The sequence below is a fragment of the Brevibacterium sp. HMSC07C04 genome, assembly GCF_001815905.1.
In the GTDB taxonomy this organism is placed as follows: Bacteria; Actinomycetota; Actinomycetes; order Actinomycetales; family Brevibacteriaceae; genus Brevibacterium.
Window position 1 is genome coordinate 78038 of record NZ_KV823244.1, and the last position, 24549, is coordinate 102586.

Consider the following 24549-nt stretch of genomic DNA (forward strand, 5'->3'; position numbering starts at 1 on the left):
GCAACAGAAACTCCCGTCAGCAGTTGTTGCTAAGACGCAGAACCCGGCTCAAGGGTGTCGGGCCGTCCGCATATGGGTGGGAACGATGTCGTGAGACATCCGCAGGCCGATTCCCAGCGGCAGGGGTGAACGATGTCCTGAAACCAGACACCCTCGGCTCCTCGTTTCAGCCGCGGCCTTGAATACAAGCCGCGGCTGAAACGAGAAGCCGAGGGGAGGATTACAGGTAAACTCAACCCCGGGCACCTCGGTCAGTCTTCTTCGGTGAGCGTGAGCGAAAGCCAGTCGGCAATTTCGTTGCGTAGCTGCTCATCAGTCGGCAGCGGGCCGAACAACATCAGCTTCAGCGTCTCGAGCCAATAGGTGAATCTGTAGTTCGCCGTGACGTATGCGCCCGAAGAGTACCCGCTGGGGAAATCCGCGCTTGGACAGACACCTCCTCCGCGCCGCTCACTGCGTTCCGATCAGGTGCGGGTAGTGGCGTTCGGCGACGTTCGGGTGGTTGCGCAGGCGTGAGGCGAACGCGTTGTCGCCGTACACGGTGTGCAGCACGTCGAGCTCATCAATCGAAACCCCGCGGGCTTCCGATGCGAGTTCCGGCGGCAGCTTTACAGCCGGAAGCTGTGCGCGCAGAGCCGTTGCAGGGTTCGACTTGACGTTCTCCCCGCCCGAGTCGGTCAGCGCGCTCTGGAGCGTGGCCGATGCGGGCACGCAAACGCTGATCGCGCAGATGCCGATCGTGGGCGTGATCGCCACAGTATTCGACCATTACGACAGCATAGCGGCAGACCCGCAACTACATACGCACGTCGTGGTATCAAACAAGGCCCAGGGCGAGGATGGACGCTGGCGCACCCTCGACTCTCGCCGACTGCACAAGGCGGCTGTCGTTCTCTCGGAGTTGGACAACGCCTTCGCCACCGACCACACCGCGCGGCTGCTCGGCGTGACCTGGACGGCGGTCGACCGTGGGAAAGACCGAAACACCGGGTGGGAGATCGAGGGCGTTCCGGCGGCGTTGATCGCGGAGTTCTCGCGTCGCACCACCGGAAGCATCGACGGAGTGGTGGGAATCGAGCAGGTCAAGAACCGGCCGATCGAGCAGTACGTCGCTGAGCACGGGCGGCGACCCTCAGCGGCGACGATTGCGAAGCTCCGGCAGCAGGCGGCCTTGGAAACGAGGCCCGAGAAAGAACTGCACTCGCTGGCCGACTTCACCGCCGACTGGCGTGCGTGGGCCGAGGTCGTGCTCGGCGAGGACGCTCCCGCTTGGGCGCAGCATCTGCTCGACCGGGGTGTGACCGAAGCCCGGCTACGTGCGGACGATCTCGAGCTGCAGCAGATCGAGGATCTCGCCTCCGTGGTGCTGATCGATGTGGCGAACTCGCGTGCAACCTGGAGGCGATGGAACCTGCATGCTGAGACGATATGGCAGCTCATGGGCGTCCGGTTCGCGACTCCCGACGACCGAGTCCGAGTGCTCGATCAGATCGTCGCGCAAGCGGAAGCCGAATCGCTCCGGATCACCCCGGACTACGACCGGGCCGTGCCAGCCCACTACATTGTTGGCGAGGGCAACAGGTTCCAGCCGGTCGATCAGACCGCCTACTCGAGCCAAGACATCCTCGACGCCGAGCAGCGCCTACTCACGCACCGCCAGCGCATTGGCGGGCCAGCTCTGACGGTGCGGCTCGTCGCGCGGCATACCTTCCGCAAGATCCGGGGCGTCCAGCTCGACCCCGACCAGACCGTCGCCATCACCCGCATCGCCCGCTCCGGGCTCACCCTCGATATGCTCATCGGCCCCGCAGGTTCCGGCAAAACCACCGCACTCCGCGCGCTCCATCACGTATGGACAGCAGCGCACGGGCGCGAATCAGTGATCGGCCTCGCACCGTCGGCGGCGGCCGCCGAAGTGCTGAGCGACTCGCTCGCTGTCCGGGCGGAGAACACCGCGAAAGTCCGCTACGAACACCACTACGGGCGCTGGAACCTCGCAACCGGGCAGCTCGTGCTCGTTGATGTGTCCTCCCTCGCCGGAACCCTCGCGCTCAATCGCATCGCCGAGCACGCCGCCGCGGTCGGAGCCAAGGTCGTCCTCATCGGCGACTGGGCGCAACTCTCGGCGATGGAGACCGGCGGGGCGTTCGGGATGCTCGTCCGCCACCGCGATCAGGTTCCCGAACTCACTGATGTGCGGCGCTTCGCCAACGAGTGGGAGAAGACCGCCAGCCTCGGCCTGCGGCACGGAAACACGGATGCGCCCGACGAGTACCAGGCGCGGGGCAGGCTCCTCGACAGCGACGCCGAGACGATGCTCGATGCGATCTACGAGGCATGGCGCACCGACTGTGACGAGGGGCTGCGCACGCTGATGATCGCGGGCATAGGTGAGATGGTCGCCCAGCTCAACGAATGCGCCCGCGCTGACCTGATCGAAGCCGGACAAGTTGAGGCAGACGGCCTGCATCTGCACAATGGCACCACCGCAAGCGTCGGCGATCTCGCCGTCACCCGGCTCATCGACCGCCGCCTGAGCACCGGCAGGACGTGGGCCAAGAACAGTGACCGCTGGCAAGTTACCCGCCGCTACGACGACGGCTCGCTCGCTGTGCGACGCCTAGGGCGCGGCGACCAGCCTTATGGCAAGGCCCTCGTGTTGCCCGCGAAGTACGTACGTGAGGAACTCGAACTCGGCTACGCCTCCACGGTTCACCGTGCCCAAGGAGCCCGCGTCGATACCGCGCATGCGCTCATTGACCCGAAGCGTCGTCGCGGGAACTGTTCTATGTGGCGATGATGCGCGGCAAGCTCCGCAACCACGCCTACTTGATCGTGCCCGACGCACACGAAATCGAGGCGCATCTCGACCAACCCGAGCCACTGACCGAGACAGATCGGCTCGCCAAAGTACTCGCCTGAACCGACGCCGACCTCTCCGCCACCGAAACCTTGACGCTCGAGGTAGACCGTCACGCATCGCTGTCCACACTGCTCGCCGAGTACGACGTGCTCGCCCGCGAAGCACAGACCGACCGCGGGTCCACGCTACTAGATGTCGCACCGTTCCCCGACGACGTGGCCGACAACCTGTTCACCCGTCCCTATTACGAACGCCTCGAAGCCGTCCTCGCCCGACACGAGGCAACTGGTAATCACGCCGCCGTCGCTCTCACCGCGCTCGCACCGAGGCTCACGCCTGGCGAGGACCAGGCTGACCCCGCCGCGCAGCTCACCACCATGCTCGACCAAGCCACTCAGAAGCTCCGGCCCGGCAAGCGAGCCAGAGCGCGCGTCGCCGGACTCATTCCTACACCCGAAGAGCCGATCTTAGACGGCATGTGGGCCGCCCTCGCTCAGCGGCAGGAACTCATCGAGACTGCCGCGCGCCAACTCCTACAGGACTCCGAGGACGGGGGAGACGCATGAGTGGCTCAGCACGGGCGACCAAGTTCGCGACCCGAAGGGCGAGAGCGGTGGCAGGCGCACGCCGCCACCATCGCGCTCTACAGGCACCGACACAACATCTCGGCCACTTCGCCATTAGGTGGCGACGAAGCTGAGACGACGACTATCGAGATTTCTGAACGCCGTGCGGCTCACAACGCACTTACTCGCCTCAGGCTGCTCGCCAGGCCAACCGGGGCCGACCACGCAGCGCGAAGAGAGCCGACTGTCGGCGGCGGATTGCACTTGTCGTTGCAGAGTCGACGAGCGATGGCCCTTCGCGCGTATTGCTCGATCGCGCCGGACAGGAGGCCTGCTTCAGTTCGCCGGATCAAGGGAACGAGAGTCCGCAGTACGATAGACTTGAGGCTCTCGGGGACCGGCACGCGACTGGCGACCTGTGTACCGCCTAGAAGGAGAGAACTCATGAAAGATTTGGCACCTAGCGGCTTCGATCCTGAAGCCGCTACCCGATCAACATGACAGGTAGTAACTCAACTCCCGCGACTGTTCTCGAACTTGTAGTCGAGCATGCTGATAAACTGCTGCCAGCCTCTGTGTTTTGTGCGGGATTCGAGGACGGGGCATGGCGGTCGGAGGATCTGAGCTTCGATCTTGTCGCTTGGGCTGCCGACTGGATTCTTCCAGCGAAAGAGTTAAGCGGATACAACCATGCGAACGGCGTGGCCCTGCTCGGCAAGGCGTTGAGCCGTGTCTATAAGACCATCGATTATGAGAAGCGCGGTGAGATTGGCGAATTACTTCTCCACATCATTCTGCGGAAGTTTTTCCTAAGCTCTCGACTCATCTCCAGGATCTATTTCAAGGATGCCGCAAACGATACCGTAAAGGGATTCGACTGCGCACACGTAGTCGAGTCGTCTGATGGCGCCGATATCGAGCTTTGGCTTGGAGAATCGAAACTGTATGAGGACAGCTACAATGCAGCGACGGCAATCCATGACGAGCTCAAATTGCACTTGAGTCGAGACTACTTAAAGTACGAGTTTGCGGCGATCTCTGACAAGATCCCGCAAGATTATCCTCAGCGCGAGAAGTTAATCAAACTTCTTTCGCGCGAAACTTCGTTGGATCAAACGTTCAAGAGTGTCGTCGTTCCAATCTTTATCTCGTACGACAGCGACGCGGCGGGCGAACATTTGGAGAACACAGAGGCATACATTGCCGACCTCCAGGCGGAAGTGCAGTCCCACTGGGGCAGCCTGAGCAGAAGATACAGTAAATGGAAGCTTCCCCGGAAGATTCGAGCACATGTGATCTATTTCCCGATGAGTACTAAGTCCGCACTCACATCTGCATTCGATAGGAGGTTGAAGGGGTGGCAGTCAACTACCAAGATTTAATTGCCCGCCTACACCAGTCAAATGCGGAACCGTTTCAGTTAATCGCGGACATCGCATCCTTCAGCGCAGTGCATGGTGTGGGTGGCGAGAGCACTGAACTCGTCATACGCGCGCTTGATCGTTTCGATCGTGACGGTGAATACGGCGAGATCCTCCGAAGCCTGATGATCCAACACGGACTCTACCCCTACATCGTCGGCTATTCGAGCGGGGTCGCACTCAGAGACGCCGTCGTTATGGAGATGAACCGTCCGAATGCTAATCGGAAGACCATCTTCCACCGCATCCAATCTCAGGTCTTCCATCGCTTAGTCGAGGGAGAGAACGTCATTCTCTCGGCGCCGACTAGCTTCGGCAAGAGCGTGGTGGTCGATGCACTCGTGGAGACTGGCAACTACCGGAACATCGTCGTGATTGTGCCTACCATTGCTCTTCTAGATGAGACTAGACGTAGGTTGTCGCGGTACGAGGGGTACAAGATTGTCACGCACCCGAACCAGGATTTTGAAGACCGGAACATTCTGGTAATGACCCAGGAAAGGTTGCTCGCAGTCCCCACGCTTCCTAACGTCGATCTATTCTTCATTGACGAGTTTTATAAGCTTGCCGATGAGAAAGATGGCCTCTTGGATCAAAGGTCATCTATTCTTAACCAAGCTTTTCTGAGACTTATTCGGACGGGAGCACAGTTCTACTTCGCCGGGCCGGTTGTTGAGGGTCTATCGGACTTGCTGCCCGAGAACTTTAAGGCGTCGTTCATACGTACGAACTTTTCAACTGTGGCCACCGATACGATACGGATCGAAGCATCTAATGACGCCGAAAGAATTGCACGTACAGTGGATTTGGTCGGTGCAGAGTGCGAATCGACTCTTGTCTACTGCCAATCTCCTCAAAAAATTCGTAAGGTTCTCGAAGAGATCATCTCTCTAAGGAGCGTTGGTGTGCAGGCCGCTTCAGGTCTGCCGGAAGCGGCGGCATGGATTGAAGAGAACTATCACTTGGAATGGATAGTGGCCAAGGCGCTTCGCCTTGGAGTCGGGGTGCATCACGGCAGACTGCCTCGGTGGTTGGCTCAGCGGGTTGTCCAGGGATTTGAATCGGGCGATCTCGATGTGCTGATTTGTACCAACTCGCTTATAGAGGGTGTCAACACGCGTGCCAAACGAATCATCATCCTTGACCGCAACATCGCAAACAGGGCGTACAACTACTTCACCTTTGCCAACATTAAGGGTCGTGTAGGTCGCATGTTCAAGCACTTCGTGGGACAGATATACCTTTTCCATGATGAGCCGCGACGAGAGCTACCTAGCATTGACATTCCGGGTGTAACTCAGAGTGAGTCTGCTCCGGGATCGCTTCTCGTGCAGATCGAGGAAGAAGACTGGAGCGAGCAGACGAGAGATCGTCTGACGCCCGTCCTAGAGGATGCGCGCCTCGATGTGGAGGTCTTGCGCGAGGTTAAGGGGGTTGAGCCGGAGTCGATAGCTCGGCTAGCTAACCACCTAAGGACGCTTCCTGTGTCCACGCTCCGGCAGCTTCAGTGGTCAACGTCTTACCCCAATTGGGAAGAGCTGAGCCTCGCTTGTCAACTGATCTGGGATTACATCGCGCCGGATTACCACGTGGGACATGGGGCCTATAGTGCGCGACAGCTCGCATTCAGAGTCAATCAAGCAGCCCTGGCGGAAGGGCGCATGAAAGATATCATTGCGAGCTTTGTTGATGACTCAAATGATGATCGTGGGACGGTAGATGACCGTATCGAGGCTGCGTTCGATTTTGTGAGGTACTGGCTCGACCACAACTTCCCAGCATCGTTGCGTGCACTCGGCGTGATCTCCGGCGCAGTGCTAAGAGAACGGGGCTTGAGCGCCGGTTCTTTCGATGGTTTTGCTGCACGGGTGGAGAACATGTTCTCTGCTCCTCACCTTGCAACTATTGAAGAGTATGGTCTTCCGCTTGAGGTGTCACGACAGCTTGTGCGAAGTCTGGGAGGCGCTCAGACGCTCGATGAGATGTTGCGCGCGATTACGTCAGTCGCGGCCCGGGACGTGTCTGCGTTGACGGCTTTCGAGGCATCGCTGCTGGAGGACTTTGTTGAGTCCCTGTAGCCTGTCGAGACTGCATGGTTACCTCGAAGCCCTGTGACTGCCATTTGTATACGTCCAAACAGTCATCCGGTGTACGTCGAAGCGTCGACAGGCCGAGACCATGCTCTCGCCATTAGCTCGGGCAGTTCTAATAGCGTCCACTCGGCTGTTAGTCAGCGGTGTTCTAGCTCGTCTCCTAGGGTTCACTACGACTACGGACTCGTCCTCAACGGCACCTCGCCGCTCATTGCCAGGACCGAGTTTCGCCTGCTGCCACGCAGAACCGAGCCGCTCGAACCTCTGCCAGGTGTTCGGCTTGAGTCCGCCCGCGTCCACGAGGTAGCCCTGAAACGAATATTCAGGGCGCACCCCGCGCCTGAAAATCCCGGCTAGTCGTCTTCTTCGGACAGCGCGAACGACAGCCAATCCGCAATTTCGTCGCGCAGCTGCTCATCAGTTGGCAGGGGGCCGAACAACATCAGCTTCATCGTCTCGATCCAATAGGTGAATCTGCTGTTCGCCGCGACGTATGCACTCGATGAGTACCCGCTGGGAAACTCCTCGCTCGGGCACGTCAGCCAATGCACGTGCTGTGTCCGCGGGGTAGCTACCACGCGAAAGCGATGCCCCTCGACTTCGAGGTAGGTGGTGCGGCGTCTGCGGAGCTTCATGCATCTCGTTGTATCACGGGCGACTTACAACCGACCCGCGCCCGAAATACGACTGCATCCCTATGCGTGAAGACGGCTAACCGCCGATTTATCGAGGAGATAACCGTCAACTTATCGGCTCTATACCAGGCAATTTATCGGCCTATTAGCCGCCAATTTATCGCCTGGTGCCTGAACAGGCACCTCCACATAACCCGTCACTGTGCTCCGACGAGGTGGGGGTAGTGTTTCTCGGTCACATTGGGGTGGCTGCGCAGGCGGGATGCGAAGGCATTGTCGCCGTAGACGGTGTGCAGGACATCGAGTTCGTCGACTGAAACGCCGCGCGCTTGAGATGCAAGTTCCGGCGGGAGGCTGACGGCAGGCAGCTGTGCGCTCAGTGCTGGGTTGTAGAAGAACGGCACTGAGATCCGGTCCTCACCGGGCTTGGTCGGCAGCACCCGGTGGAGGGTGGCCTTGAGGTAGCCGTCGGTGGCCACTTCCAGCAGTTTGCCGATGTTGACGACGAACGTGTTCTCAATCGGCTCGGCATCGATCCACCCATCAGCTGTCAGCACCTGCAGCCCTGAGGTCCCCGGCTGTGGATACAGCAGTGTGAGGGTGCCCGCATCGCGGTGTTCGCCCACACCCTGCGTGACGGAATCATCAACGGCAGCCGGGTAGTGGACGATCTTGATGAACGATTCGGGCTCATTCGCAAATGCGGGTGCGAAGTGGTCAGCCGGCTGCCCCAGGCTCAGCGCCCATTCGCGCAGCAGCTTGTCGCCGACCGCTGTGAGCTGTTCAAACCAGCTGTCGGTGATGGTTTTGAGCTCCGGAAGTGACTCCGGGTACTGATTGGGGCCACGCAGGTTGTCGTAGTCGTGTTCCGGTTCGGCAATGGCGGGACGATCAGCGCCGATGTCGATCTGTTCGCGCCAGTCGACAACACCTCGGGTGTGTTCACCGCCGGTGCGGGTGTACCCGCGGAAGTGCTTGGAATGTGTGTTCTCAATTGCGAGCTTCTCTTCTTCCGGCAGGTCGAAGAACTTCTGTGAGACCTCGAGAATCTGTGCGAAGTCCTCAGCGGGTATTCCGTGCCCGGTCAGGTAGAAGAACCCGATTTCGTGTGTGACCCGGCGCAGATCTTCACGAAACTGCTCGGCTGTTGCAGGATCGTCGGCCAGGCTGAGGTCGAGGATGGGAAGCTGCGTGGTGGTCATGGGTTTGCCTCGGCAATCTGTATGTCGATTTCTGGTCATTGCCGACGCTAGACACTGACGAGGTGCCTGCCGCGGTTCCGCTGTCACGGCAAGAAAGATTCCGTCATCTTGGGGCCGATTCATGACGGTCTTTGACAGTGTGCGACGGCTTGCAACCGATCGAGCAGGCTTTGCCAGCACGACTCTTGAGTCAATTGCCGTGCCGTTCTAGGCCCAACTGCGGCAAGGCCACGTCTAAGATTTCCTCAGCCGGTGTGCTGACACACTCTGCTGCAGTGCGGCCGGTCGTGTCCAGATAGGTCTGCGCGATGCGGGTTCCTGCGGCATATCCGGCCCCGGTGGGCAGGCCCACCGGCGTAGAGCCGAACAAACGAGCGGTTGCGTCTCCTAGAACCCATGCGGCGAAGTCCTGCATGCCCGGCACTTCGAGCCCGTGGACCACACGCTGCAGCACCTCGTCGCTCGTCCTGGTCTCGTCAGCAACAAAGTGCGTATAGCCGCGGTCACCATAGGAGTGGGCGGCGAAAAGATCCGCAAGCCCTTCGGCTATGACGTGCTCCCCAACAGTGACTGTCTGTGGGTTCCACATGATGCCTCCAGGTGAGTAGCGGACGTTGTGGTGGAGTTCGTGAAGGGCTATCGCTTCCAGGCGGTTGAGGACTTCGTCGGTCGGCCAGAGCGTGATCGCGATGTATCCGCTGATCCCGCCAAAGGCTGACAGGCCTTTGAGCTCGTCCGTGAAGTGTCGGTTCGTTGGGTCACCAAGAACCAGCAGCGCAGTCACGTCGGGAATCCGCAGACTTGGGTTTGCAGCAGCCAGATCGGCCGCACCCTGTGCCAGGGCCGCTTCGATGCGGTGCCATGCATCGGCCTTTTCCAGCCTGCACAGCGCATCGACCATTTGTTGGCGTGGGGTTTCCGGGCCAAAGCCGAAGTTCTGGCGGTGGACGGCAGCCAAGTCAAGTTCGCCGGGATTGAAAAAGTACATGCCGCTCATGGGTTCCCACAGTCGGCGGGCAGCTTCCTGCCATCTTTCGGGAGGGCAGTCCAGCATGGCGCGCATCTTGGCGGCACTGTCGATCATTGAGATTGTCATGCAGCTGACGCTAAAGCCTGACGTTGCGGCAGGGTCAACTGGGCGAGAAGATCCGCGCGATCGATCAGTACAGCTGTGCACCGATTCTGGTAAGGACTGCCTCTCATTGAACCAGATCTGAAAACTGGTCGTGACATCAGTTGCAGAACAGTCGGTGAGCTGAATCGTCGGAAAGTACAGACCGTCTTTCACAAGGTCCAATCTAAGAAGTTTTAGGAGCTGCCGCCTGGAAGCCCGGTTCGAAGAACAGCAAGGTCGCCGCTGAGTATTCGCGAACCTGCGCCAATTACTCGCCCGACTGGGTGACTGTATTCAACCAGGGGTACCTTCAGCCACCCTACTTAGTTGTGCGGGAATAAGAGATGGTCGCTGCTGTGTACCGCAGTCCTCTGTGCTCGTCCCTGACCACGTTGCTGTTTGCCAGTACAGATGCGAGTGGAATGTGCAAACTCGCCGCAGTTCGTAGTCTGGCTGTGCTCTCTAATTGTACTGACCGGGTACGTTGGTCAAGCGTGAGAAGGGCGGCTGGTTCCCGCAAGCGGTGTGGGGCCGGTGGTGGTTGTAGTAGTGCAGCCAGCCGTCGAGTTCTCCGCGGCGTTCGGTCTCGCTGGTGTAGCAGCGGGCGTAGGCCCAGCCGTCGGCCAGGGTGCGGTGGAAGCGTTCGATCTTCCCGTTGGTCTGCGGCCGATAGGGCCTGGTGCGCTTGTGCCGGATGCCGAGCTCGTGGCAGGTGTCTCGCCACAGGTGTGAGCGGTACGCGCCGCCGTTGTCGGACAGGACCCGCTCAACGGTCACCCCGCGTGCGTTGAACCACTCGACGGCCCGAACGAGGACCGCGGTGGCGGTGAGGGCGGTTTCGTCGTCGTGGATCTCGGCGTAGGCGACGCGGGAATGGTCGTCGATGACGGTGTGGACGTAGGCCTTGCCCATCAACGGGTCGCTGTACTTGTTCTTGGGCTTGCCCGGGGTGGCGGCGCGGTTCTTCTCGCCCTGCTGGCGGCCGACGTAGCGCCAGCCGCCGCCGTCGGGGATGTTGCCGAGCTTCTTCACGTCGACGTGCAGCATCGCCCCGGGGTGGCCGTGCTCGTAGCGGCGGACCGGCTCCCCGGTTGTCCGGTCGACATGCGAAAGCCGGTTCAGGTGCGCGTCGACGAGGATCCGGTGAACCGTCGACGGAGCGATCCCCAGCCGGCAAGCGAGCTGCACGGGTCCTTCTCGAAGACGGAGACGGAGCTGGATGCAGCGCTTCGTCGTCTTCGCGTTGGTCTTGTTCGGCGAGTGATGCGGCCGTGACGAGCGGTCCTGCATCGACTGGCCGGCGCGATAGCGGTCGGCCCAGCGCTTCACAGTGGGCCAGGAAACCTGGAACCGGGCGGCGACCTCGCTGATCGGCCAGCCCTGGTCGACCACGAGCTGGCCGACGATCAAGCGGTGGCGCGGGGTCAGTGCTGCGTTGGCGTGGAGCAAGAGCGTCCCCTTGGAATAGACGGAGGGGGCCGATAGCTCGACCCCCTCACGGTTGTTAGCGTGGGTTCCTCTGTGGACCGCTGGCCCTAGGCCAGACCCTTTGCCAGCTCGATGGCGGTGAAGTGATGTACGGCGCTGGGCTGCTCGAGCTCGTCGAGCACCGCTAGGGCCAGGTCCGCAGGGGTGATCCGCGACGTGCCATCGTGGTTGATGAGGAGCGTGTCACCGCTACGGCGATAGGCGCCGGTTCCCTGTCCGGGCTCGAAGACTGCCGACGGACTCAGATAGATCCAGTTCTGGTTCGGATGTTCGGTACACGCGTTGAACTGGTCGAGGCTGGCCAACGCGACGTCACGCCACTGGGTCGGCACGAAGGCGGGGTCGTCCAGGACGAGCAACTCTCGATCGTGAGGTGAGCGCAAGGGCGCTGCTCCTCCCACGACCAAGACCCGGACCCCCGCGACGGCGGCGTGGTCGAGGACACGGCTGGTCAGCGGAGCCACACGGCTTTCGTCGCCGGGGGCCATGCGCACGGTGAGCACGACGGCGTCTGCGTCGTTCAGGACGGGCTGCAAGGGTGCCTCGAGGTCTGTCAGATCGAGACGAGTGACGGTGGTATGCGGGTCGTTGGTCTCCTGTGGGTTCCGCGATACGGCAGTGACGTGGTGGCCGCGGCGTGTGGCCTCCTGCGCGATCGCTGCGCCGGCCATGCCGGTGGCTCCGAGAACCGTGATGTTCATGAATTGTCCTTTCGACGATGGGTGGGTGCGGGGAGCTGGCCACAGACCATGGCGGCCAGGGCGATCGCGAAGCCGAGGTACTGCTCGGCTCCGAGGTGTTCGTGCGCGATCAGGACGCCGAGCAGGGCGGCGACCAACGGCGAGAGAAGTCCCAGGAGGGCTGTGGACGTGACGGGCAGGCGTCGGATGCCGGTGAACCAGAGGCTGTAAGAGATTAGTGCCCCGACCAGGCCGAGCCAGGCGTACCCAAGCCAGCCACGACCGGAAATCACTGCCGGTGGCCCCTCCACCAGCAGCGCCGGGATCGCCAGCAGAAGGCCGGCGGCCGTCAGCTGCCAACCGGCCAATGCGATGGGCGAGACACCTTGGGGGAGCTTCCACTTCTTGGTCAGGACCACGCCCGTGGCCATGGCCCCTGTGCCACCGAGTCCTGCAGCCACACCCACCGGGTCCAGGGCGGCGCTCGGCCCAAGGACCACGAGAGCCACTCCCACGACACCCACGACACCCCATCCCAGGCGCCAGCCGGAGAGTTGCTCGTGGAGGACAGCCACGGCCAGCAGGGCAACGATGATGGGCTGCACCGCACCCAGCGTGGCCGCGACCCCGCCCGGAAGACGCTGCGCCGACAAGAACAGCAGGGGGAAGAACGCGGCCATGTTCAGACCGCCCAACACGAAGCTCTTCCACCACCACGAGCCGCGCGGCAGCTGCCTCGACAGGCCCACCGCGATGATCCCTGCCGGCAGCGTCCTCATGAACGCGGCGAACAAGGGGTGTCCGGCTGGGAGGAGGTGGGTGGTCACGATGTACGTTGTCCCCCACGTAGCGGGGGCCAGCGCCGTCAGACAGGTCCACAGCAACGAACTGCGGGCCCCATGGGAAGAAGTGTTCATAGATCCATTGTCAGTCGCCCACCAGCGGTGAGTCCAACACATTGTTCTCACTCAAACAATGACCTACAATCATGGTTTAGTGGAACTCCAACAGCTCAGGTACGTCGTGGCGATCGCCGAGGAGCGCAACTTCACGCGAGCAGCAGAACGCTGCTTCGTCGTGCAATCAGCACTGAGCCACCAGATCAAGGCCCTCGAACAGGAACTCGGCACGGCACTGTTCGTGCGCTCATCCCGTCGGGTGGAGCTGACCGCCGCCGGCGAAGCCTTCCTCACGGAAGCACGCGCCAGCCTCGCAGCCGCCGACCGTGCCGTGGCGGTCGCTGCCGAGGCCGTGGGCCAGGTCCGCGGAAGCCTATCGGTAGGTGTCATCCCGACGGTCACAGCCGTCAGCGTGCCCGACATCATCGCGGCCTTCCACGCCAGCCATCCCCACGTGGACCTCACCGTGCGGGGCGGGGGAAGCAATGAGTTCATGCGCGACCTCGGCAACGGGAGACTCGACGTGGCCTTTCTCGGCATGGACGCCGACGTCGCCCCAGCGTCCGGACTCGCCGCGCACGAGATCGCCCGAGGGCGTCTCGTCGCCGTCATGGCGTCACAACACCGGCTAGCGCACACGGGCACCCTGGCCCTGGCTGACTTGGTCGACGAGACGTTCATCGACTTCCCGGCCGGGTCACCAGGCAGACTCCAAGGCGATCGGGCATTCGCTGCCGCAGGCCTTCAGCGCCGCGTGGGCTTCGAGGCGATGTCGACCGAGTTCATGCTCGCCCTCGTCGAACGTGGGTTGGGCGTCTGCCTGCTGCCCGTCGAATGTGTGCCGGCTAACCCAGCGCTGCGAGCAGTTCCCGTGGCCGATGGACCCTGCCGGGCCGAGTACGTCGCGTGGGGCTCTTTCAATCCGAGCCCCGCGTCTCGGGCGTTCATCGAACAGGTCAAGGAATCAATCGCCCTGCACATGGTCGGCTGATGCCGGTCCCATCGATCAACGTCTCCGGTCCGTACATCTAATGAGCTGTCGGTAATGAGGCTTATCGTTCCGATACACAACGCAAGAGCCCGTTCTGCTGCTATTCATTATCAGTCAGTTGGGCTGGTTAAATGATCTTGCCGGTGTTATCTGCTTGGTAGGGTCGCATTAATGTTGGCAGTCTCTGACTGAGGAGTGCTGATGCACACAGCCTGCGTTGACGGACAAAGATTGATCGTTGCCATCGAGTATGCGCGGTTGAGCGCTGGTGAACGAGAGGAGCTCCGTGGACGTTTATCCTGCCCCGACCATGCATGTGCTGCTCCGGTCCACTTCCGCTCTCGCAGTGTCGATGGCAGGCCGCCCCTTTTCTACTCCAATGAGCATGCCCCGTTCTGCACCGAAAAATCTCCGGAAACCAAACAGGCCGTCTTTGAAGGCGAAAAGAGGGAAGATGAAGCGATCTGGAACGATGCCAGCGAACTCGTGCTCCGTCTTGACGGCCCCAAAGCCGATAGAGCCTCCGTCATTGACGGAATAGGACCAACGGTGACGCAACGGGGGCGCAGACACAATCCCCGGCGCGGGGAACGTCATACGCATGCGAGTTCTATCGGTCTGCGGCCGCTTTTGCGTCGACTGCGAGATGACCCATCATTTCGCGCGTCGACAATGCCATTGACTCTATCGGACAAAACCCAGAGCAGCATCCAAGAAGCCTGCACCCATGTGTCTCACTACGTTCATCGGTTTGGCAAACGTGTTGTTGTGTGGGGTCCGGTTGTCGCGGCACAAAACGGCTGGATTAACAGCGGCTATCGGGAAGAGGAGCTTCCTGCCGTACTGGTACGCGAAAAGTTCATTGCCGAAGTCCTCGGGCGAGTGTACTTAAAGAAATTTGCTGATCTCAATCCTGGCGACCGCGGCTCATTCCACTTCATCGTCGAGGGTGTTTTCAGGATGACGAAACACGATACGCCCTGGGTGACCCTTGAAAGTCCGAACCATCTTGCGCTTCTGCCCGACCCGCCCGCCGGAGGCTAGTGGGTTAAACCAGTGCCAGGAAAACCTAGAAATCCTGGTTTGTTTATCCCGTCTTGGCGGCTGTGCTCCGATCTTCTCTCTATGAGGCACGGTGGCATGCCCTTGCTTCTGATGCTGAAAGTCGCATTGCCTAGGTTGTAGAACGAGGCCGTGAGTCTATACTGAACGTGTTCAGTGAACATGTTCAGGGAGGTTTAGTTGGCTGGTGTTCGCACTTCGGCGCGCAATGAAACCCGCCGCGCGGTGTTAGACGCAGCGGATCGTCTGTTCCATGAACGGAGGTTCCAGGCGACAACTGTGCGCGACATCGCTCGGAATGCGGGCGTGAGTACCGGAACGGTCATGTCTGTCGGTGACAAAGAAGCCCTGCTCGTAGAGCTCTTCGACGGTCTTATTGCGGAACGTCAAGCCCATGCTGATGCGCAGAACTATGCCGCCGATGTCCGCTGCGGCGCAGACGCAGTCGCCGTGGTCGAGCCGTTCGCGGCGCTGTTCGAGGAGCGCCGCAGCCTCGCCCAGGCCTATGCCTCGGTCCTCGTCAGTGGACGACACGCATCCGTGGTCTTCACAGACCTCGCACAGAGATTGACCGCGGTGTTCCAGCAGGTCATAACAGTCTGCGGGTGCTCAAATGCGGCTGAAGCAGTCAAACGCGCCGAAGCACTTCACGCTGCCTACATCGGCAGCCTATTCATATGGGCTGCAACGCCTGAAACCTCCGCACAGCAGTTCTTGACTCAGCTGCGCGACATCTTCGCGGCAATCTGTCCACATACAGGAGGCAACTCATGACCCTGATCCCAACGTCCTGGATGCTGCCGACGCTTCTGGCCGCTGTCCTCCTTGGGGATGTCGCCCTGTCGATCAAGCCAGTCCGATTCATCCGCGACTGTCTTCACAGCGTTAACTTCCCCGAAAACTGGTGGTGGTCGCTGCTTGTGATCAAGGTGCTCGCTGCCGGTGGCCTCATTGCGGGAATATGGGTGCCCGGGCTTGCTTTCGCGGCCAACGCCGGGGTCATCGCCTACTTCCTCTGCGCTGCCGTGGGGCACATCCGAGCAAAAGCCACCGGCGCAGCCTTTTGGATCAACTGCCTGGGGATGCTGGTGCTGTCCTGCGTCACTCTGGCATTGAGCTTTCTATAGACACGGTCGACCAGTCTCGGCGCACGCAGGCTCAGCAACAACAGGCTGTTCTGATGATCCACAGGCAGAACACTCAGACCTTGTCCGGGATGGTGGAATACACCGCCAGATCGCGGACCTCGCCGCGAAGGATCTCTCCATTGCGGCGCATGCCCTCAAACCTGAAGCCGGCTTTCTCTGCAACCCTCCGGGATGCGGCGTTGTCGGGGTGGACGCATATTTCAACCCGCTGTGCACCGCGCGCAAAGGCAAAATCGGTCACAAGTCGCACTGCTGCCGTCATGAATCCCTGCCCGCGTGCCCACGGGGCGGTCATATATCCCAAAGACACATAATGAGCGCCGTGGGCACGCAAATTGACCTGCCCTAAAAAGCGATCAGAGTGCTCTGTTCCCGGGGCCGTTATGACCCACGATGGTTCCGGTGGGTTCGTGCACCAGTCAAGCGCCATGTCGCGGGTGTATTGATGTGGCACCTGCGTCCATTCGACAACCGCAGGGTCCTGGCAGGCTGCGAAAAGATTGTCCGCATCACCCTGCCGGAATCCGCGGAGAACCACGCCGCCGCCGGACAGTTTTCCAGAGCCGAGAAAACGACTTGCGCCAGGTGCCATCAGTGCCTGCCGACTGTCACAAAGTCAATGAGCTCTTCCACCCGGCCCGACAGCGTCCAGTCGACATCCCCAATGGATTTCACTGAGCCGAGAATCCGCTGCCACGCTCGGGCGGAGTCACGGTGGTCTTCGTGCGGCCAGCCGATTCTGCGCAGAACCCCGAGCTTCCAATCTTCTCCGCGCGGCACCTGCGGCCATTCGGCAATCCCAACCACAGACGGCTTCACGGCCTGCCAAATGTCGACGTACGGGTGGCCAGTGACCCTCACGTGCTCCGCCCACGGCTGGCTGGCAACCTCGCTGACAATCCGCGTTTCCTTCGTGCCTTCGATCAGGTGATCAGCAAGAACCCCCACCCGGTGCTGTGCATCCGGCTGGAACTCGACCAGCGCCTCCATGAGGTCATCGAGACCTCCCAGAGGTTCGACGACAACACCTTCGATCCGCAGGTCGTCACCCCAGATCTTCTCGACCAGCTCCGCATCGTGCTTTCCCTCAACCCAAATCCGGCTGCCCCTGGCAACCCGGGCTTTGGTCTGCACGGCTCTGCTTCCCGAGGCGGTGCGGCCGGGCTGCTTCTGCATTGCCGGGCGGGGGCGCACGAGTTCGACCGGTTTGCCTTCAAGCAGATAGCCGAAGCCCAAGGGGAAGGCCTGTGTGCGGCCGCGACGATCCTCCAGGTGGACGAGAAAACCGCCGTTGGTCTTCTCCAGCTTCACCACGGCGCCGACATAGCCGGTCTGAACCTCTTCCACAACCATTCCGCGCTTGATTTCAACCCGCTGGGTCTTGGGTCGTTGGTGGGTACGGCCAGAGGAGAGGACATCGCGTCCATAGCGATCAGACATGAGAACCACGATAGCCCTGCGCCGGTGTCGCACAGAACATAGCGCGCCGTGGTGTTGCTCGCAGTGTACTGCTCGCAGAACCGGTGCTGAACCAGTCCCAAAGGCAACCGACGCCAGCCCCAGAAGCAGCAGGCGTTTGTATAGACGTGCCCGCATCATTAGAATTGGCACTCTAAGAGTGAGAGTGCCAAAAGCGAGCGCCCGATGTGCCCCGTGCAGGGCAGGGCGCGGATGGGAGCGATTCGGGATGAACGACGAGCGGCGCAGCAGAGTTCTGCGGGCGATCGTCGAAGACTATGTGGCCACCAATGAGCCCGTCGGCTCCAAAGCCCTGGTCGAACGCCACAAGCTCGGCGTTTCCTCGGCAACCATCCGCAACGACATGGCCGCCCTCGAACAAGAAGGCCTCATTGCGCAGCCGCACACCTCAGCCGGCCGTATCCCCACCGATGCGGGATACCGGGCATTCGTCGACCGCATTGACGATGTCAAACCCTTGTCCAGCGCAGAGAAACGGGCAATCTCCCAGATTCTCTCAAGCACGCAGAGCATTGACGACACTCTCGCCCAGACCGTCCGCCTGCTGTCGCGGCTGACGCACCAAGTAGCCCTCATCCAGTATCCGGTGCGCACCCAGACCACCATTCGGCGCGTGGAACTCGTTCAGCTGAGCCCAGAGCGCATCCTCGTCATCCTCATCACCGACACCGGCGAAGTCGAACAGCGGATAGTCGAAGCACTCGACCCGATTGACGAAGACGATGTCCGCGGTATGCGCCGAGCCTTCAATGAGGCGTTGGAAGACACGCGGCTGGATGCCCTCGAAGACACCCTCAGTGCACTCGCAGTGCCCGTATCACTGGCCCAGACGGCAACCGCAATCGCCGAACGTCTGGTTGAACTGGCCCGCAGCAAACGTCAGGACCGGCTCATCATGGCCGGGGCTGCAAACCTGGCTCGCGCCGGCAGTGAGTTCGGCACCCACATGGGTCCGCTGCTTGAGGCAATAGAAGAACAGGTTGTGCTTCTGAAACTGCTGGCAGATATGCAGGCCGACGGCATTGCCGTGCAGATCGGCAGCGAAAACCGCTTTGAGGCGCTGGCAGGGGCGTCGCTCATCGCAACCGGCTACGGAACAGAAGACACAACGGCCTCACTGGCAGTGCTCGGTCCCACCCGCATGGACTATCCCACCACCATGGCAGCCGTCAGAGCCGTGGCGAAATACGTATCGACCATTCTGTCGGACTGACCGGCTGACTGACCTGACCAATGACTTAATGACAGCACCCCCGAATCCCCGACCTTGTGCAGACGCATCTGAACGAAAGAAGAAGCAGTGAGCGATCACTACGAAACACTGGGCGTTGAACGAGACGCTTCCGCTGAAGACATCAAAAAGGCATACCGGAAGCTCGCCCGGAAGCACCACCCGGACGTCAACCCCGGCCACGAAGACGAATTCAAAAAAGTCTCCGTCGCCTACGAAACACTGTCCGATCCGGACAAGCGACGCCAGTACGACATGGGTGGATCCACCGCTGGCGCTGGCGCTGGCGGCTTCGGCGGTTTCTCCGACCTTTTCGACACCTTCTTCGGCGGGGGAGGACCACGCCGTTCAGGCCCGCCGAATCAGCGTGTGCGCCCCGGTCGCGACGCCCTCGTGGAACTCACGATCGACCTCGAAACCGCTGTCTTCGGCGGAAAAGAAGACATCCGCGTGCAGACGGCAGTCACGTGTGAAACCTGCCACGGCGGCGGTGCGCGCGAAGGCACCAAACCCGAAACCTGCGGGCTGTGCCACGGTGCGGGCACCATTTCGACCGTTCAGCGGACCATCCTGGGTGACATGCGCACCCAACAGGTGTGCAGCAACTGCTCTGGCTACGGCGATGTCATCAAAGATCCGTGCAACAGCTGCGGTGGCGAAGGCCGCGTGCGCGAAGAGAAGACTCTGTCAGTCAAAATTCCGGCAGGCGTGCACGACGGCACCCGCATCCTGCTGTCCGGCCACGGAGAAGTCGGCCCCGGCGGCGGTCCCGCCGGTGACCTCCACATCGAAGTCACCGTCCGCGAACACGATGTGTTCACTCGCGACGGCGACAATCTGCGCGCCGAACTGTCCGTGCCCATGACCACAGCGGCACTCGGCAGCACCGTGACACTCGAAACCTTTGACGGTCCGCGCGAACTGACCATCGAACCGGGAACACAGACCGGCACGGTCGAAACCCTGGCAGGGCTCGGTGCGGGCCGCCTGCGCCGAGAAACCCGCGGCGACCTGCTGGTGACGGTCGTCGTGCAGACGCCCACCAAGCTCACCGGCGAACAGAAGAAGCTCCTCCAGCAGCTCTCAGAAATGCGCGGCGAAGACACCGTTGAGCACGGCCTGGAGACGAAGTCCAAGAGCGCCTTCAGCCGCTTCCGCGAAAGGTTCGCCCACAAGTCGTGACGCTTCCGGTCTTCTACACTGACGCCCCGCTGTCAGAGGTTCGCCCCGGGCAGCGCGTGCCGATTACGGGACAGGCGCTGCACCACGCCGTGACCGTACGCCGGATGAAGGCCGGGGAAGCGCTCGAACTCACCGACGGGGCCGGTCTGCGGGTTCGCGGAGTTCTTGAATCGGCTTCTAAAGAAGCCGCCGTTCTCGCCGCCGACGAGGTGGAGCACGAGCAGCCGCCCACACCGCGGCTGGGTCTGATCCAGGCTTTGGCTAAGGGCGACCGCGATCTGGCGGCAGTTGAAACCGCGGTGGAAGTCGGCGTCGACGTCGTCGTGCCGTGGCAAGCACAGCGCTCAATCGTCCAGTGGAAAGGTGCGAAAGCGGCCAAAGCACACGACAAGTGGGCCAATCTCATCCAGGCCGCCTCACTCCAGTCCCGCCGCGTGAACTTTCCGAAACTCGAGCAGCTGAGCTCCACCTCGTTCGCGGCCCAGAAGGCCCGCGAAGGCGCTCTCGTCATCGTCTTGCACGAAGCCGGAACCCGGCCCTTTGTGCAGACCCTGCGCAGTGAACTCAGCAGGCGAACAGTCGAAGAGATCTACGTGGTCGTGGGCCCCGAAGGCGGCATAGCCGATGCTGAACGCCAGCAGATGGAAGAAGCCGGAGCCCTCACCGCGGTGCTCGGTCCCACGGTTCTGCGGGCCTCTTCGGCCGGGCCGATCGCACTGGCCCTGACCCAACAGGAACTGGGCCGTTGGGGACCGGCGGACAACGGCTAGGCTGGTAGAAGACAACTGAGGAAAGGAAGCTCTCCTGGACACTGACCAGAGCACCGCACTGTCCGTTCCCGAATCCGTTAACCTCATCGCACTGTACGGGCCGCAGGACCAGAACCTGCGGACAGTCGAAAAGCTGTTCCCGGACGTGAAGATCCACGTTCGCCAGCGCACCATTCAGCTGACCGGCGATCCCACGAGCGTGGCACGCGTGACCGAAGTGTTCGGCCACATGCGCAAAATCATCGCCAGCGGAGGCCGCCTGGACCCAGAAGCCGTGTCCCGCGTGGCGGGAATGCTCGACGACGGACAGGACTCGGCAAAGGTCATGACCGACAACATTCTCTCGACTCGCGGCAAGACCGTGCGGCCCAAAACGTACGGCCAACATGAATACGTCACGTCGATCCGCGAAAACACCATCACCTTCGGAATCGGCCCGGCCGGCACCGGCAAAACCTACTTGGCGATAGCCATGGCCGTGCGCGCCCTGCAGAATCAGGAAGTCTCCCGCATCATCCTCGCCCGCCCGGCGGTCGAAGCCGGTGAGAAGCTTGGATTTCTGCCCGGCACCCTTGATGAGAAGATCGACCCGTACGTACGGCCCCTGTACGATGCGCTGCACGACATGATCGAGGCCGAGCGCATCTCCTCGCTGCTGGACCAGGGCATCATCGAAGTGGCCCCACTGGCATACATGCGCGGCCGAACGCTCAACGACGCGTTCATCATCCTCGACGAAGCTCAGAACACCACGCCTGAACAGATGAAGATGTTCCTCACCCGCTTGGGCTTCAATTCCCGCATGGTCGTCACCGGTGACACCAGCCAGATCGACCTGCCCGGCGGGACGAACTCCGGACTCAACGTGGTCCAGTCCATTCTGGGCAATGTCGAGGACATCAGATTCCACCGTTTGACCGCCAAGGACGTCGTCCGCCACTCACTCGTGACGAAAATCGTCCAGGCGTATGAAGAATGGGCGTAGAGCAGCACCGGCAATGAGCATTGAAATCCACAACGAAACACCTGCGGCCATCGACCTTGAGGCGGTGCGCGGCATAGCGGCCCTCACTCTTGAACAGCTGCAGATCCACCCGGACGTCGAACTGTCCATCCAGTTCATCGACACTGAGCAGATGAGCCAGCTGCACGTTCAGTGGATGAATCTCGAAGGTCCCACCGACGTCATGTCCTTCCCAATGGACGAACTGCAGCCGGGCGCTCAGTCCGGCATGCTCGGCGATATCGTCATCTGCCCCGATGTTGCCCAGAGTCAAGCTGAGGCCAACGGCCACAGCCAAGCTGACGAAATCCAGCTGCTCACCGTCCACGGGGTGCTGCACCTGGCCGGCTACGACCACGAAACCCCCGAAGAAAAACAGGACATGTTCGGCAAACAGGCCGATGTCCTCCGCGCCTGGTTCGCTCGAACCGAACCGGGCCGAACCCATCTGCCGATCCCTACGGAGTCATAAGTGGACATAGCCGTGGACTTTATGCTGGCGCTGCTGAGCCTGACGCTTGCGGCGGTGCTCGCCGCGGCTGACGCCGCGTTCTCCACCGTCAGCCACCACCAGGTTGAGGAAGCCGCTGAAGACGGCAAGCGCACAGCCCCGCAGGCCCAGCGGATCCTGAACGACCTGCCCACGCACATCAACGTGCTGACCTTTGTGCGGCAGCTGTTCGAAACCGCCGCCGTCGTATTCACCCTGCTGGGCTTTACCGGCTTCATCGACAGCCTGCCGACAGCGCTGATCGTGACAGCCCTGACATCGGCCGTTGCCGTGTTCGTGATCGCAGGCGTGTCGCCCAGGACAATCGGGCGGCGCAAAAACCTGACGGTGGTGCTCGCCTCCGCGCCGCTGGTGTCCGGCCTGCGCCAAGCGCTCGGCCCGGTGGCCCGCGTTCTTGTGTGGCTGGGCAATATGCTCACACCGGCGAAAGTGTTCCGCGACGGTCCGTTTGTGACCGAAGAACAGCTGCGCGACCTCGTGGACCGTGCCAGTGCCGGAAACATCATCGAAGACGATGAACGAGACATGATCGAAAGCGTCTTCAACCTGGGCGACACCCGGGCGTACAAGGTCATGGTGCCCCGGCCCGATCTTGTGTACCTGCGGTCCGAGAGCACGCTCGAACACGCCATGACCGTGTTCTTGCGCTCGGGCTTTTCGCGCATCCCCGTTGTGGGCAAGGACCTCGATGACGTCCGCGGCATCGTCTTCCTCAAAGACGTCGCCCGCCGCCTGCACACCCACCCGGACGATCGCGACCAGCTGGCTCTCGACATCGCCCGCCCCGTGACCTTTGTGCCCGATACGAAGACCGTGGATTCGCTTCTGCGCTTTATGCAGCTCGAAGCCACGCACATGGTCGTCATCGTCGACGAATACGGCGGCACCGCCGGGCTGGTCACCATTGAGGACATCGTCGAAGAGATCGTCGGCGAAATCGCCGATGAGTACGACAGGGACGAAGACGAAATCGTTCCGCTTGACGGTGGGGCTGTGCGCGTTGCCACGCGCACAGACATCGAAGATGTTGCAGAGTACTTTGACGTGCGGATCGAAGATGAGGACGTCACCACCGTCGGCGGTCTCCTCGCCAGCGAACTCGGCGAAGTTCCCATCGCCGGCTCCGAAGCCGTCATCAGCGGGCTGCGGCTGGTAGCCGAGCCCGGCCAGGGTCGCCGCCACCGCATCAGTCACGTCATCATCACCCGGGAGGAAGAATGAGTCTGTTCCGCGAAGTTCCTGATGACTTCCGCGCAGGTTTCGCCTGCTTTGTCGGCCGCCCCAACGCGGGAAAGTCGACCCTGACGAATGCTCTGGTCGGCACGAAGATTGCCATCACATCGTCAAAGCCGCAGACTACGCGTCACACCATCCGCGGGATCGTCCACCGGGACAACCACCAGCTGGTACTCGTTGACACTCCCGGCCTGCACCGTCCGCGCACTCTGCTGGGCTCGCGCCTGAACGACCTGGTGGCCGACACGCTGCGCAGCGTCGACGTCATCGCCCTGTGCATCCCAGCAGACGAAAAGATCGGTCCCGGGGATCGCTATATTGCCGAACAGCTGGCAGATTCCAGGGGCTCAACACCTGTTGTCTGCATAGTCACAAAAGCCGACAAGGTCGACCGCGCCGGGCTTGTGGAGGCACTGACCGCAGCTGGTGACCTCATGGACTTCGCCGACATCGTTCCGGTCTCCGCCATCGATGACTTCCAGGTCAACACGGTCGACGAGGTGCTCGCCAAGCACCTGCCGCTGAGCCCTCCGCTGTACCCTGACGGGGACATCACGGACGAACCCGAGCGGGTGCTCATTGCCGAGTTCGTCCGCGAAGCCGCGCTCGAGGACATTCGCGACGAACTGCCGCACTCCCTGACAGTGCAGGTTGAGGAGATCCGACCCCGTGAAGACAGGCCGGAAGACCGCCCCCTCATGGAGGTCTACGTCAACATGTACGTGGAGCGGCAGAGTCAGAAGGCCATCATCATCGGCCGAGGCGGATCCCGCCTCAAAGAGGTCGGTCGCCGAGCTCGGCAGCACATCGAGGGCATTCTCGGAACGCCGGTCTATCTAGACCTGCACGTGAAGGTCGCCAAAGACTGGCAGCGGGACCCGCGGGCACTTGGGCGCTTGGGCTTCGATTTCGAATAGGGGGAGTGCCACTGCAAGAGGGCGCACGGGCTGACGTCCGCGGTGTTTGCCGCACCGG

25 protein-coding genes are annotated in these 24549 nt (G+C 61.5%); 16 read left to right on the forward strand and 9 right to left on the reverse strand.

Annotation, left to right across the window (positions count from 1 at the left end; genetic code table 11):
• Nucleotides 1–450 precede the first annotated feature (450 nt).
• Nucleotides 451–711, reverse strand: coding sequence for a hypothetical protein (locus HMPREF3162_RS11615; RefSeq protein ID WP_256282617.1), 261 nt, complete (start codon nucleotides 709–711; stop codon nucleotides 451–453).
• Between HMPREF3162_RS11615 and mobF the strand changes: the two genes are divergently transcribed.
• The 5 genes from mobF to HMPREF3162_RS02690 all read left to right on the forward strand — a co-directional run bounded on the left by mobF (nucleotide 695) and on the right by HMPREF3162_RS02690 (nucleotide 6928).
• Nucleotides 695–2800: a MobF family relaxase gene (gene mobF, locus HMPREF3162_RS11335; RefSeq protein WP_256282619.1), complete on the forward strand. Its 2106-nt coding sequence runs from the start codon at nucleotides 695–697 to the stop codon at nucleotides 2798–2800. The genes HMPREF3162_RS11615 and mobF overlap by 17 nt on opposite strands.
• Nucleotides 2800–2922 carry a hypothetical protein gene (locus HMPREF3162_RS11975; protein WP_256282620.1) on the forward strand — a complete coding sequence of 41 codons (123 nt, stop codon included), beginning with the start codon at nucleotides 2800–2802 and terminating at the stop codon, nucleotides 2920–2922. Before mobF ends, HMPREF3162_RS11975 begins: the two co-directional genes overlap by 1 nt.
• 30 nt (nucleotides 2923–2952) lie before the next feature.
• Nucleotides 2953–3429: a hypothetical protein gene (locus HMPREF3162_RS11980; protein ID WP_070776836.1), complete on the forward strand. Its 477-nt coding sequence runs from the start codon at nucleotides 2953–2955 to the stop codon at nucleotides 3427–3429.
• Nucleotides 3430–3926: 497 nt separating this feature from the next.
• Nucleotides 3927–4811 (forward strand): HamA C-terminal domain-containing protein, encoded by an 885-nt coding sequence (locus tag HMPREF3162_RS02685; protein ID WP_083318877.1) that lies wholly within the window; start codon nucleotides 3927–3929, stop codon nucleotides 4809–4811.
• Nucleotides 4787–6928, forward strand: a complete 2142-nt coding sequence (locus HMPREF3162_RS02690) for a DEAD/DEAH box helicase (protein WP_070776837.1) — start codon at nucleotides 4787–4789, stop codon at nucleotides 6926–6928. Before HMPREF3162_RS02685 ends, HMPREF3162_RS02690 begins: the two co-directional genes overlap by 25 nt.
• Nucleotides 6929–7296: 368 nt before the next feature.
• Here the strand turns inward: HMPREF3162_RS02690 and HMPREF3162_RS11620 are convergent, their stop codons facing one another.
• The 6 genes from HMPREF3162_RS11620 to HMPREF3162_RS02715 form a co-directional block, all read right to left on the reverse strand.
• Nucleotides 7297–7578, reverse strand: a complete 282-nt coding sequence (locus HMPREF3162_RS11620) for a hypothetical protein (RefSeq protein ID WP_141759534.1) — start codon at nucleotides 7576–7578, stop codon at nucleotides 7297–7299.
• A gap of 197 nt (nucleotides 7579–7775) precedes the next feature.
• Nucleotides 7776–8780, reverse strand: a complete 1005-nt coding sequence (locus HMPREF3162_RS02695) for an isopenicillin N synthase family dioxygenase (RefSeq protein WP_070776838.1) — start codon at nucleotides 8778–8780, stop codon at nucleotides 7776–7778.
• Nucleotides 8781–8970: 190 nt separating this feature from the next.
• On the reverse strand, nucleotides 8971–9876 hold the full coding sequence (locus HMPREF3162_RS02700; RefSeq protein WP_070776839.1) for a DUF2268 domain-containing putative Zn-dependent protease: 906 nt from the start codon (nucleotides 9874–9876) through the stop codon (nucleotides 8971–8973).
• A gap of 480 nt (nucleotides 9877–10356) precedes the next feature.
• Complete coding sequence (locus tag HMPREF3162_RS02705; RefSeq protein WP_070776840.1) at nucleotides 10357–11343, reverse strand: IS481 family transposase; 987 nt, start codon at nucleotides 11341–11343, stop codon at nucleotides 10357–10359.
• An 86-nt stretch (nucleotides 11344–11429) separates the two neighbouring features.
• The gene (locus tag HMPREF3162_RS02710) at nucleotides 11430–12083 is read right to left on the reverse strand and encodes an NAD(P)-dependent oxidoreductase (protein WP_070574732.1); all 654 of its coding nucleotides are present in this window, start codon (nucleotides 12081–12083) and stop codon (nucleotides 11430–11432) included.
• Nucleotides 12080–12979, reverse strand: coding sequence for an EamA family transporter (locus HMPREF3162_RS02715; protein ID WP_070574733.1), 900 nt, complete (start codon nucleotides 12977–12979; stop codon nucleotides 12080–12082). The genes HMPREF3162_RS02710 and HMPREF3162_RS02715 overlap by 4 nt, the downstream gene beginning before the upstream one ends.
• A 79-nt stretch (nucleotides 12980–13058) precedes the next feature.
• Between HMPREF3162_RS02715 and HMPREF3162_RS02720 the strand changes: the two genes are divergently transcribed.
• The 4 genes from HMPREF3162_RS02720 (at nucleotide 13059) to HMPREF3162_RS02740 (ending at nucleotide 16141) form a co-directional block, all read left to right on the forward strand.
• A complete protein-coding gene (locus HMPREF3162_RS02720) occupies nucleotides 13059–13952 on the forward strand; it encodes a LysR family transcriptional regulator (RefSeq protein WP_218079082.1) in 894 nt (297 codons plus the stop codon).
• A gap of 231 nt (nucleotides 13953–14183) precedes the next feature.
• Nucleotides 14184–14996, forward strand: coding sequence for a hypothetical protein (locus tag HMPREF3162_RS11625; protein ID WP_141759535.1), 813 nt, complete (start codon nucleotides 14184–14186; stop codon nucleotides 14994–14996).
• Nucleotides 14997–15239: 243 nt separating this feature from the next.
• On the forward strand, nucleotides 15240–15788 hold the full coding sequence (locus HMPREF3162_RS02735) for a TetR/AcrR family transcriptional regulator (protein ID WP_256282666.1): 549 nt from the start codon (nucleotides 15240–15242) through the stop codon (nucleotides 15786–15788).
• Nucleotides 15785–16141, forward strand: a complete 357-nt coding sequence (locus HMPREF3162_RS02740) for a DoxX family protein (RefSeq protein WP_070776843.1) — start codon at nucleotides 15785–15787, stop codon at nucleotides 16139–16141. The genes HMPREF3162_RS02735 and HMPREF3162_RS02740 overlap by 4 nt, the downstream gene beginning before the upstream one ends.
• 73 nt (nucleotides 16142–16214) lie before the next feature.
• Here the strand turns inward: HMPREF3162_RS02740 and HMPREF3162_RS02745 are convergent, their stop codons facing one another.
• Nucleotides 16215–16754, reverse strand: coding sequence for a GNAT family N-acetyltransferase (locus HMPREF3162_RS02745; RefSeq protein ID WP_070776844.1), 540 nt, complete (start codon nucleotides 16752–16754; stop codon nucleotides 16215–16217).
• Nucleotides 16754–17602 carry a DUF3097 domain-containing protein gene (locus HMPREF3162_RS02750; RefSeq protein ID WP_070776898.1) on the reverse strand — a complete coding sequence of 283 codons (849 nt, stop codon included), beginning with the start codon at nucleotides 17600–17602 and terminating at the stop codon, nucleotides 16754–16756. Before HMPREF3162_RS02750 ends, HMPREF3162_RS02745 begins: the two co-directional genes overlap by 1 nt.
• Before the next feature lie 247 nt (nucleotides 17603–17849).
• Between HMPREF3162_RS02750 and hrcA the strand changes: the two genes are divergently transcribed.
• The 7 genes from hrcA (at nucleotide 17850) to era (ending at nucleotide 24491) form a co-directional block, all read left to right on the forward strand.
• Nucleotides 17850–18854: a heat-inducible transcriptional repressor HrcA gene (gene hrcA, locus HMPREF3162_RS02755; RefSeq protein ID WP_070572478.1), complete on the forward strand. Its 1005-nt coding sequence runs from the start codon at nucleotides 17850–17852 to the stop codon at nucleotides 18852–18854.
• An 87-nt stretch (nucleotides 18855–18941) separates the two neighbouring features.
• On the forward strand, nucleotides 18942–20054 hold the full coding sequence (gene dnaJ / locus HMPREF3162_RS02760; protein ID WP_070776845.1) for a molecular chaperone DnaJ: 1113 nt from the start codon (nucleotides 18942–18944) through the stop codon (nucleotides 20052–20054).
• Nucleotides 20051–20824, forward strand: a complete 774-nt coding sequence (locus tag HMPREF3162_RS02765; RefSeq protein ID WP_070776846.1) for a 16S rRNA (uracil(1498)-N(3))-methyltransferase — start codon at nucleotides 20051–20053, stop codon at nucleotides 20822–20824. Before dnaJ ends, HMPREF3162_RS02765 begins: the two co-directional genes overlap by 4 nt.
• A gap of 151 nt (nucleotides 20825–20975) precedes the next feature.
• A complete protein-coding gene (locus HMPREF3162_RS02770) occupies nucleotides 20976–21809 on the forward strand; it encodes a PhoH family protein (protein ID WP_371089254.1) in 834 nt (277 codons plus the stop codon).
• A 13-nt stretch (nucleotides 21810–21822) separates the two neighbouring features.
• On the forward strand, nucleotides 21823–22299 hold the full coding sequence (ybeY, locus tag HMPREF3162_RS02775) for an rRNA maturation RNase YbeY (RefSeq protein ID WP_070572484.1): 477 nt from the start codon (nucleotides 21823–21825) through the stop codon (nucleotides 22297–22299).
• Nucleotides 22300–23559, forward strand: a complete 1260-nt coding sequence (locus HMPREF3162_RS02780; protein WP_070572487.1) for a hemolysin family protein — start codon at nucleotides 22300–22302, stop codon at nucleotides 23557–23559.
• Complete coding sequence (era, locus tag HMPREF3162_RS02785; protein WP_070572488.1) at nucleotides 23556–24491, forward strand: GTPase Era; 936 nt, start codon at nucleotides 23556–23558, stop codon at nucleotides 24489–24491. Before HMPREF3162_RS02780 ends, era begins: the two co-directional genes overlap by 4 nt.
• The last annotated feature ends 58 nt before the right edge of the window (nucleotides 24492–24549 follow it).

Coding starts and splice junctions, on each gene's coding strand:
- hrcA (WP_070572478.1), top strand. CDS start 17,850: ATGAACGACGAGCGGCGCAGCAGAGTTCTGCGGGCGATCGTCGAAGAC.
- HMPREF3162_RS11975 (WP_256282620.1), top strand. CDS start 2,800: ATGCGCGGCAAGCTCCGCAACCACGCCTACTTGATCGTGCCCGACGCA.
- HMPREF3162_RS02700 (WP_070776839.1), bottom strand. CDS start 9,876: ATGACAATCTCAATGATCGACAGTGCCGCCAAGATGCGCGCCATGCTG.
- HMPREF3162_RS02685 (WP_083318877.1), top strand. CDS start 3,927: ATGACAGGTAGTAACTCAACTCCCGCGACTGTTCTCGAACTTGTAGTC.
- era (WP_070572488.1), top strand. CDS start 23,556: ATGAGTCTGTTCCGCGAAGTTCCTGATGACTTCCGCGCAGGTTTCGCC.
- HMPREF3162_RS02740 (WP_070776843.1), top strand. CDS start 15,785: ATGACCCTGATCCCAACGTCCTGGATGCTGCCGACGCTTCTGGCCGCT.
- HMPREF3162_RS02695 (WP_070776838.1), bottom strand. CDS start 8,780: ATGACCACCACGCAGCTTCCCATCCTCGACCTCAGCCTGGCCGACGAT.
- HMPREF3162_RS11620 (WP_141759534.1), bottom strand. CDS start 7,578: ATGAAGCTCCGCAGACGCCGCACCACCTACCTCGAAGTCGAGGGGCAT.
- ybeY (WP_070572484.1), top strand. CDS start 21,823: ATGAGCATTGAAATCCACAACGAAACACCTGCGGCCATCGACCTTGAG.
- HMPREF3162_RS02750 (WP_070776898.1), bottom strand. CDS start 17,602: ATGTCTGATCGCTATGGACGCGATGTCCTCTCCTCTGGCCGTACCCAC.
- HMPREF3162_RS02745 (WP_070776844.1), bottom strand. CDS start 16,754: ATGGCACCTGGCGCAAGTCGTTTTCTCGGCTCTGGAAAACTGTCCGGC.
- HMPREF3162_RS02715 (WP_070574733.1), bottom strand. CDS start 12,979: ATGAACACTTCTTCCCATGGGGCCCGCAGTTCGTTGCTGTGGACCTGT.
- HMPREF3162_RS02710 (WP_070574732.1), bottom strand. CDS start 12,083: ATGAACATCACGGTTCTCGGAGCCACCGGCATGGCCGGCGCAGCGATC.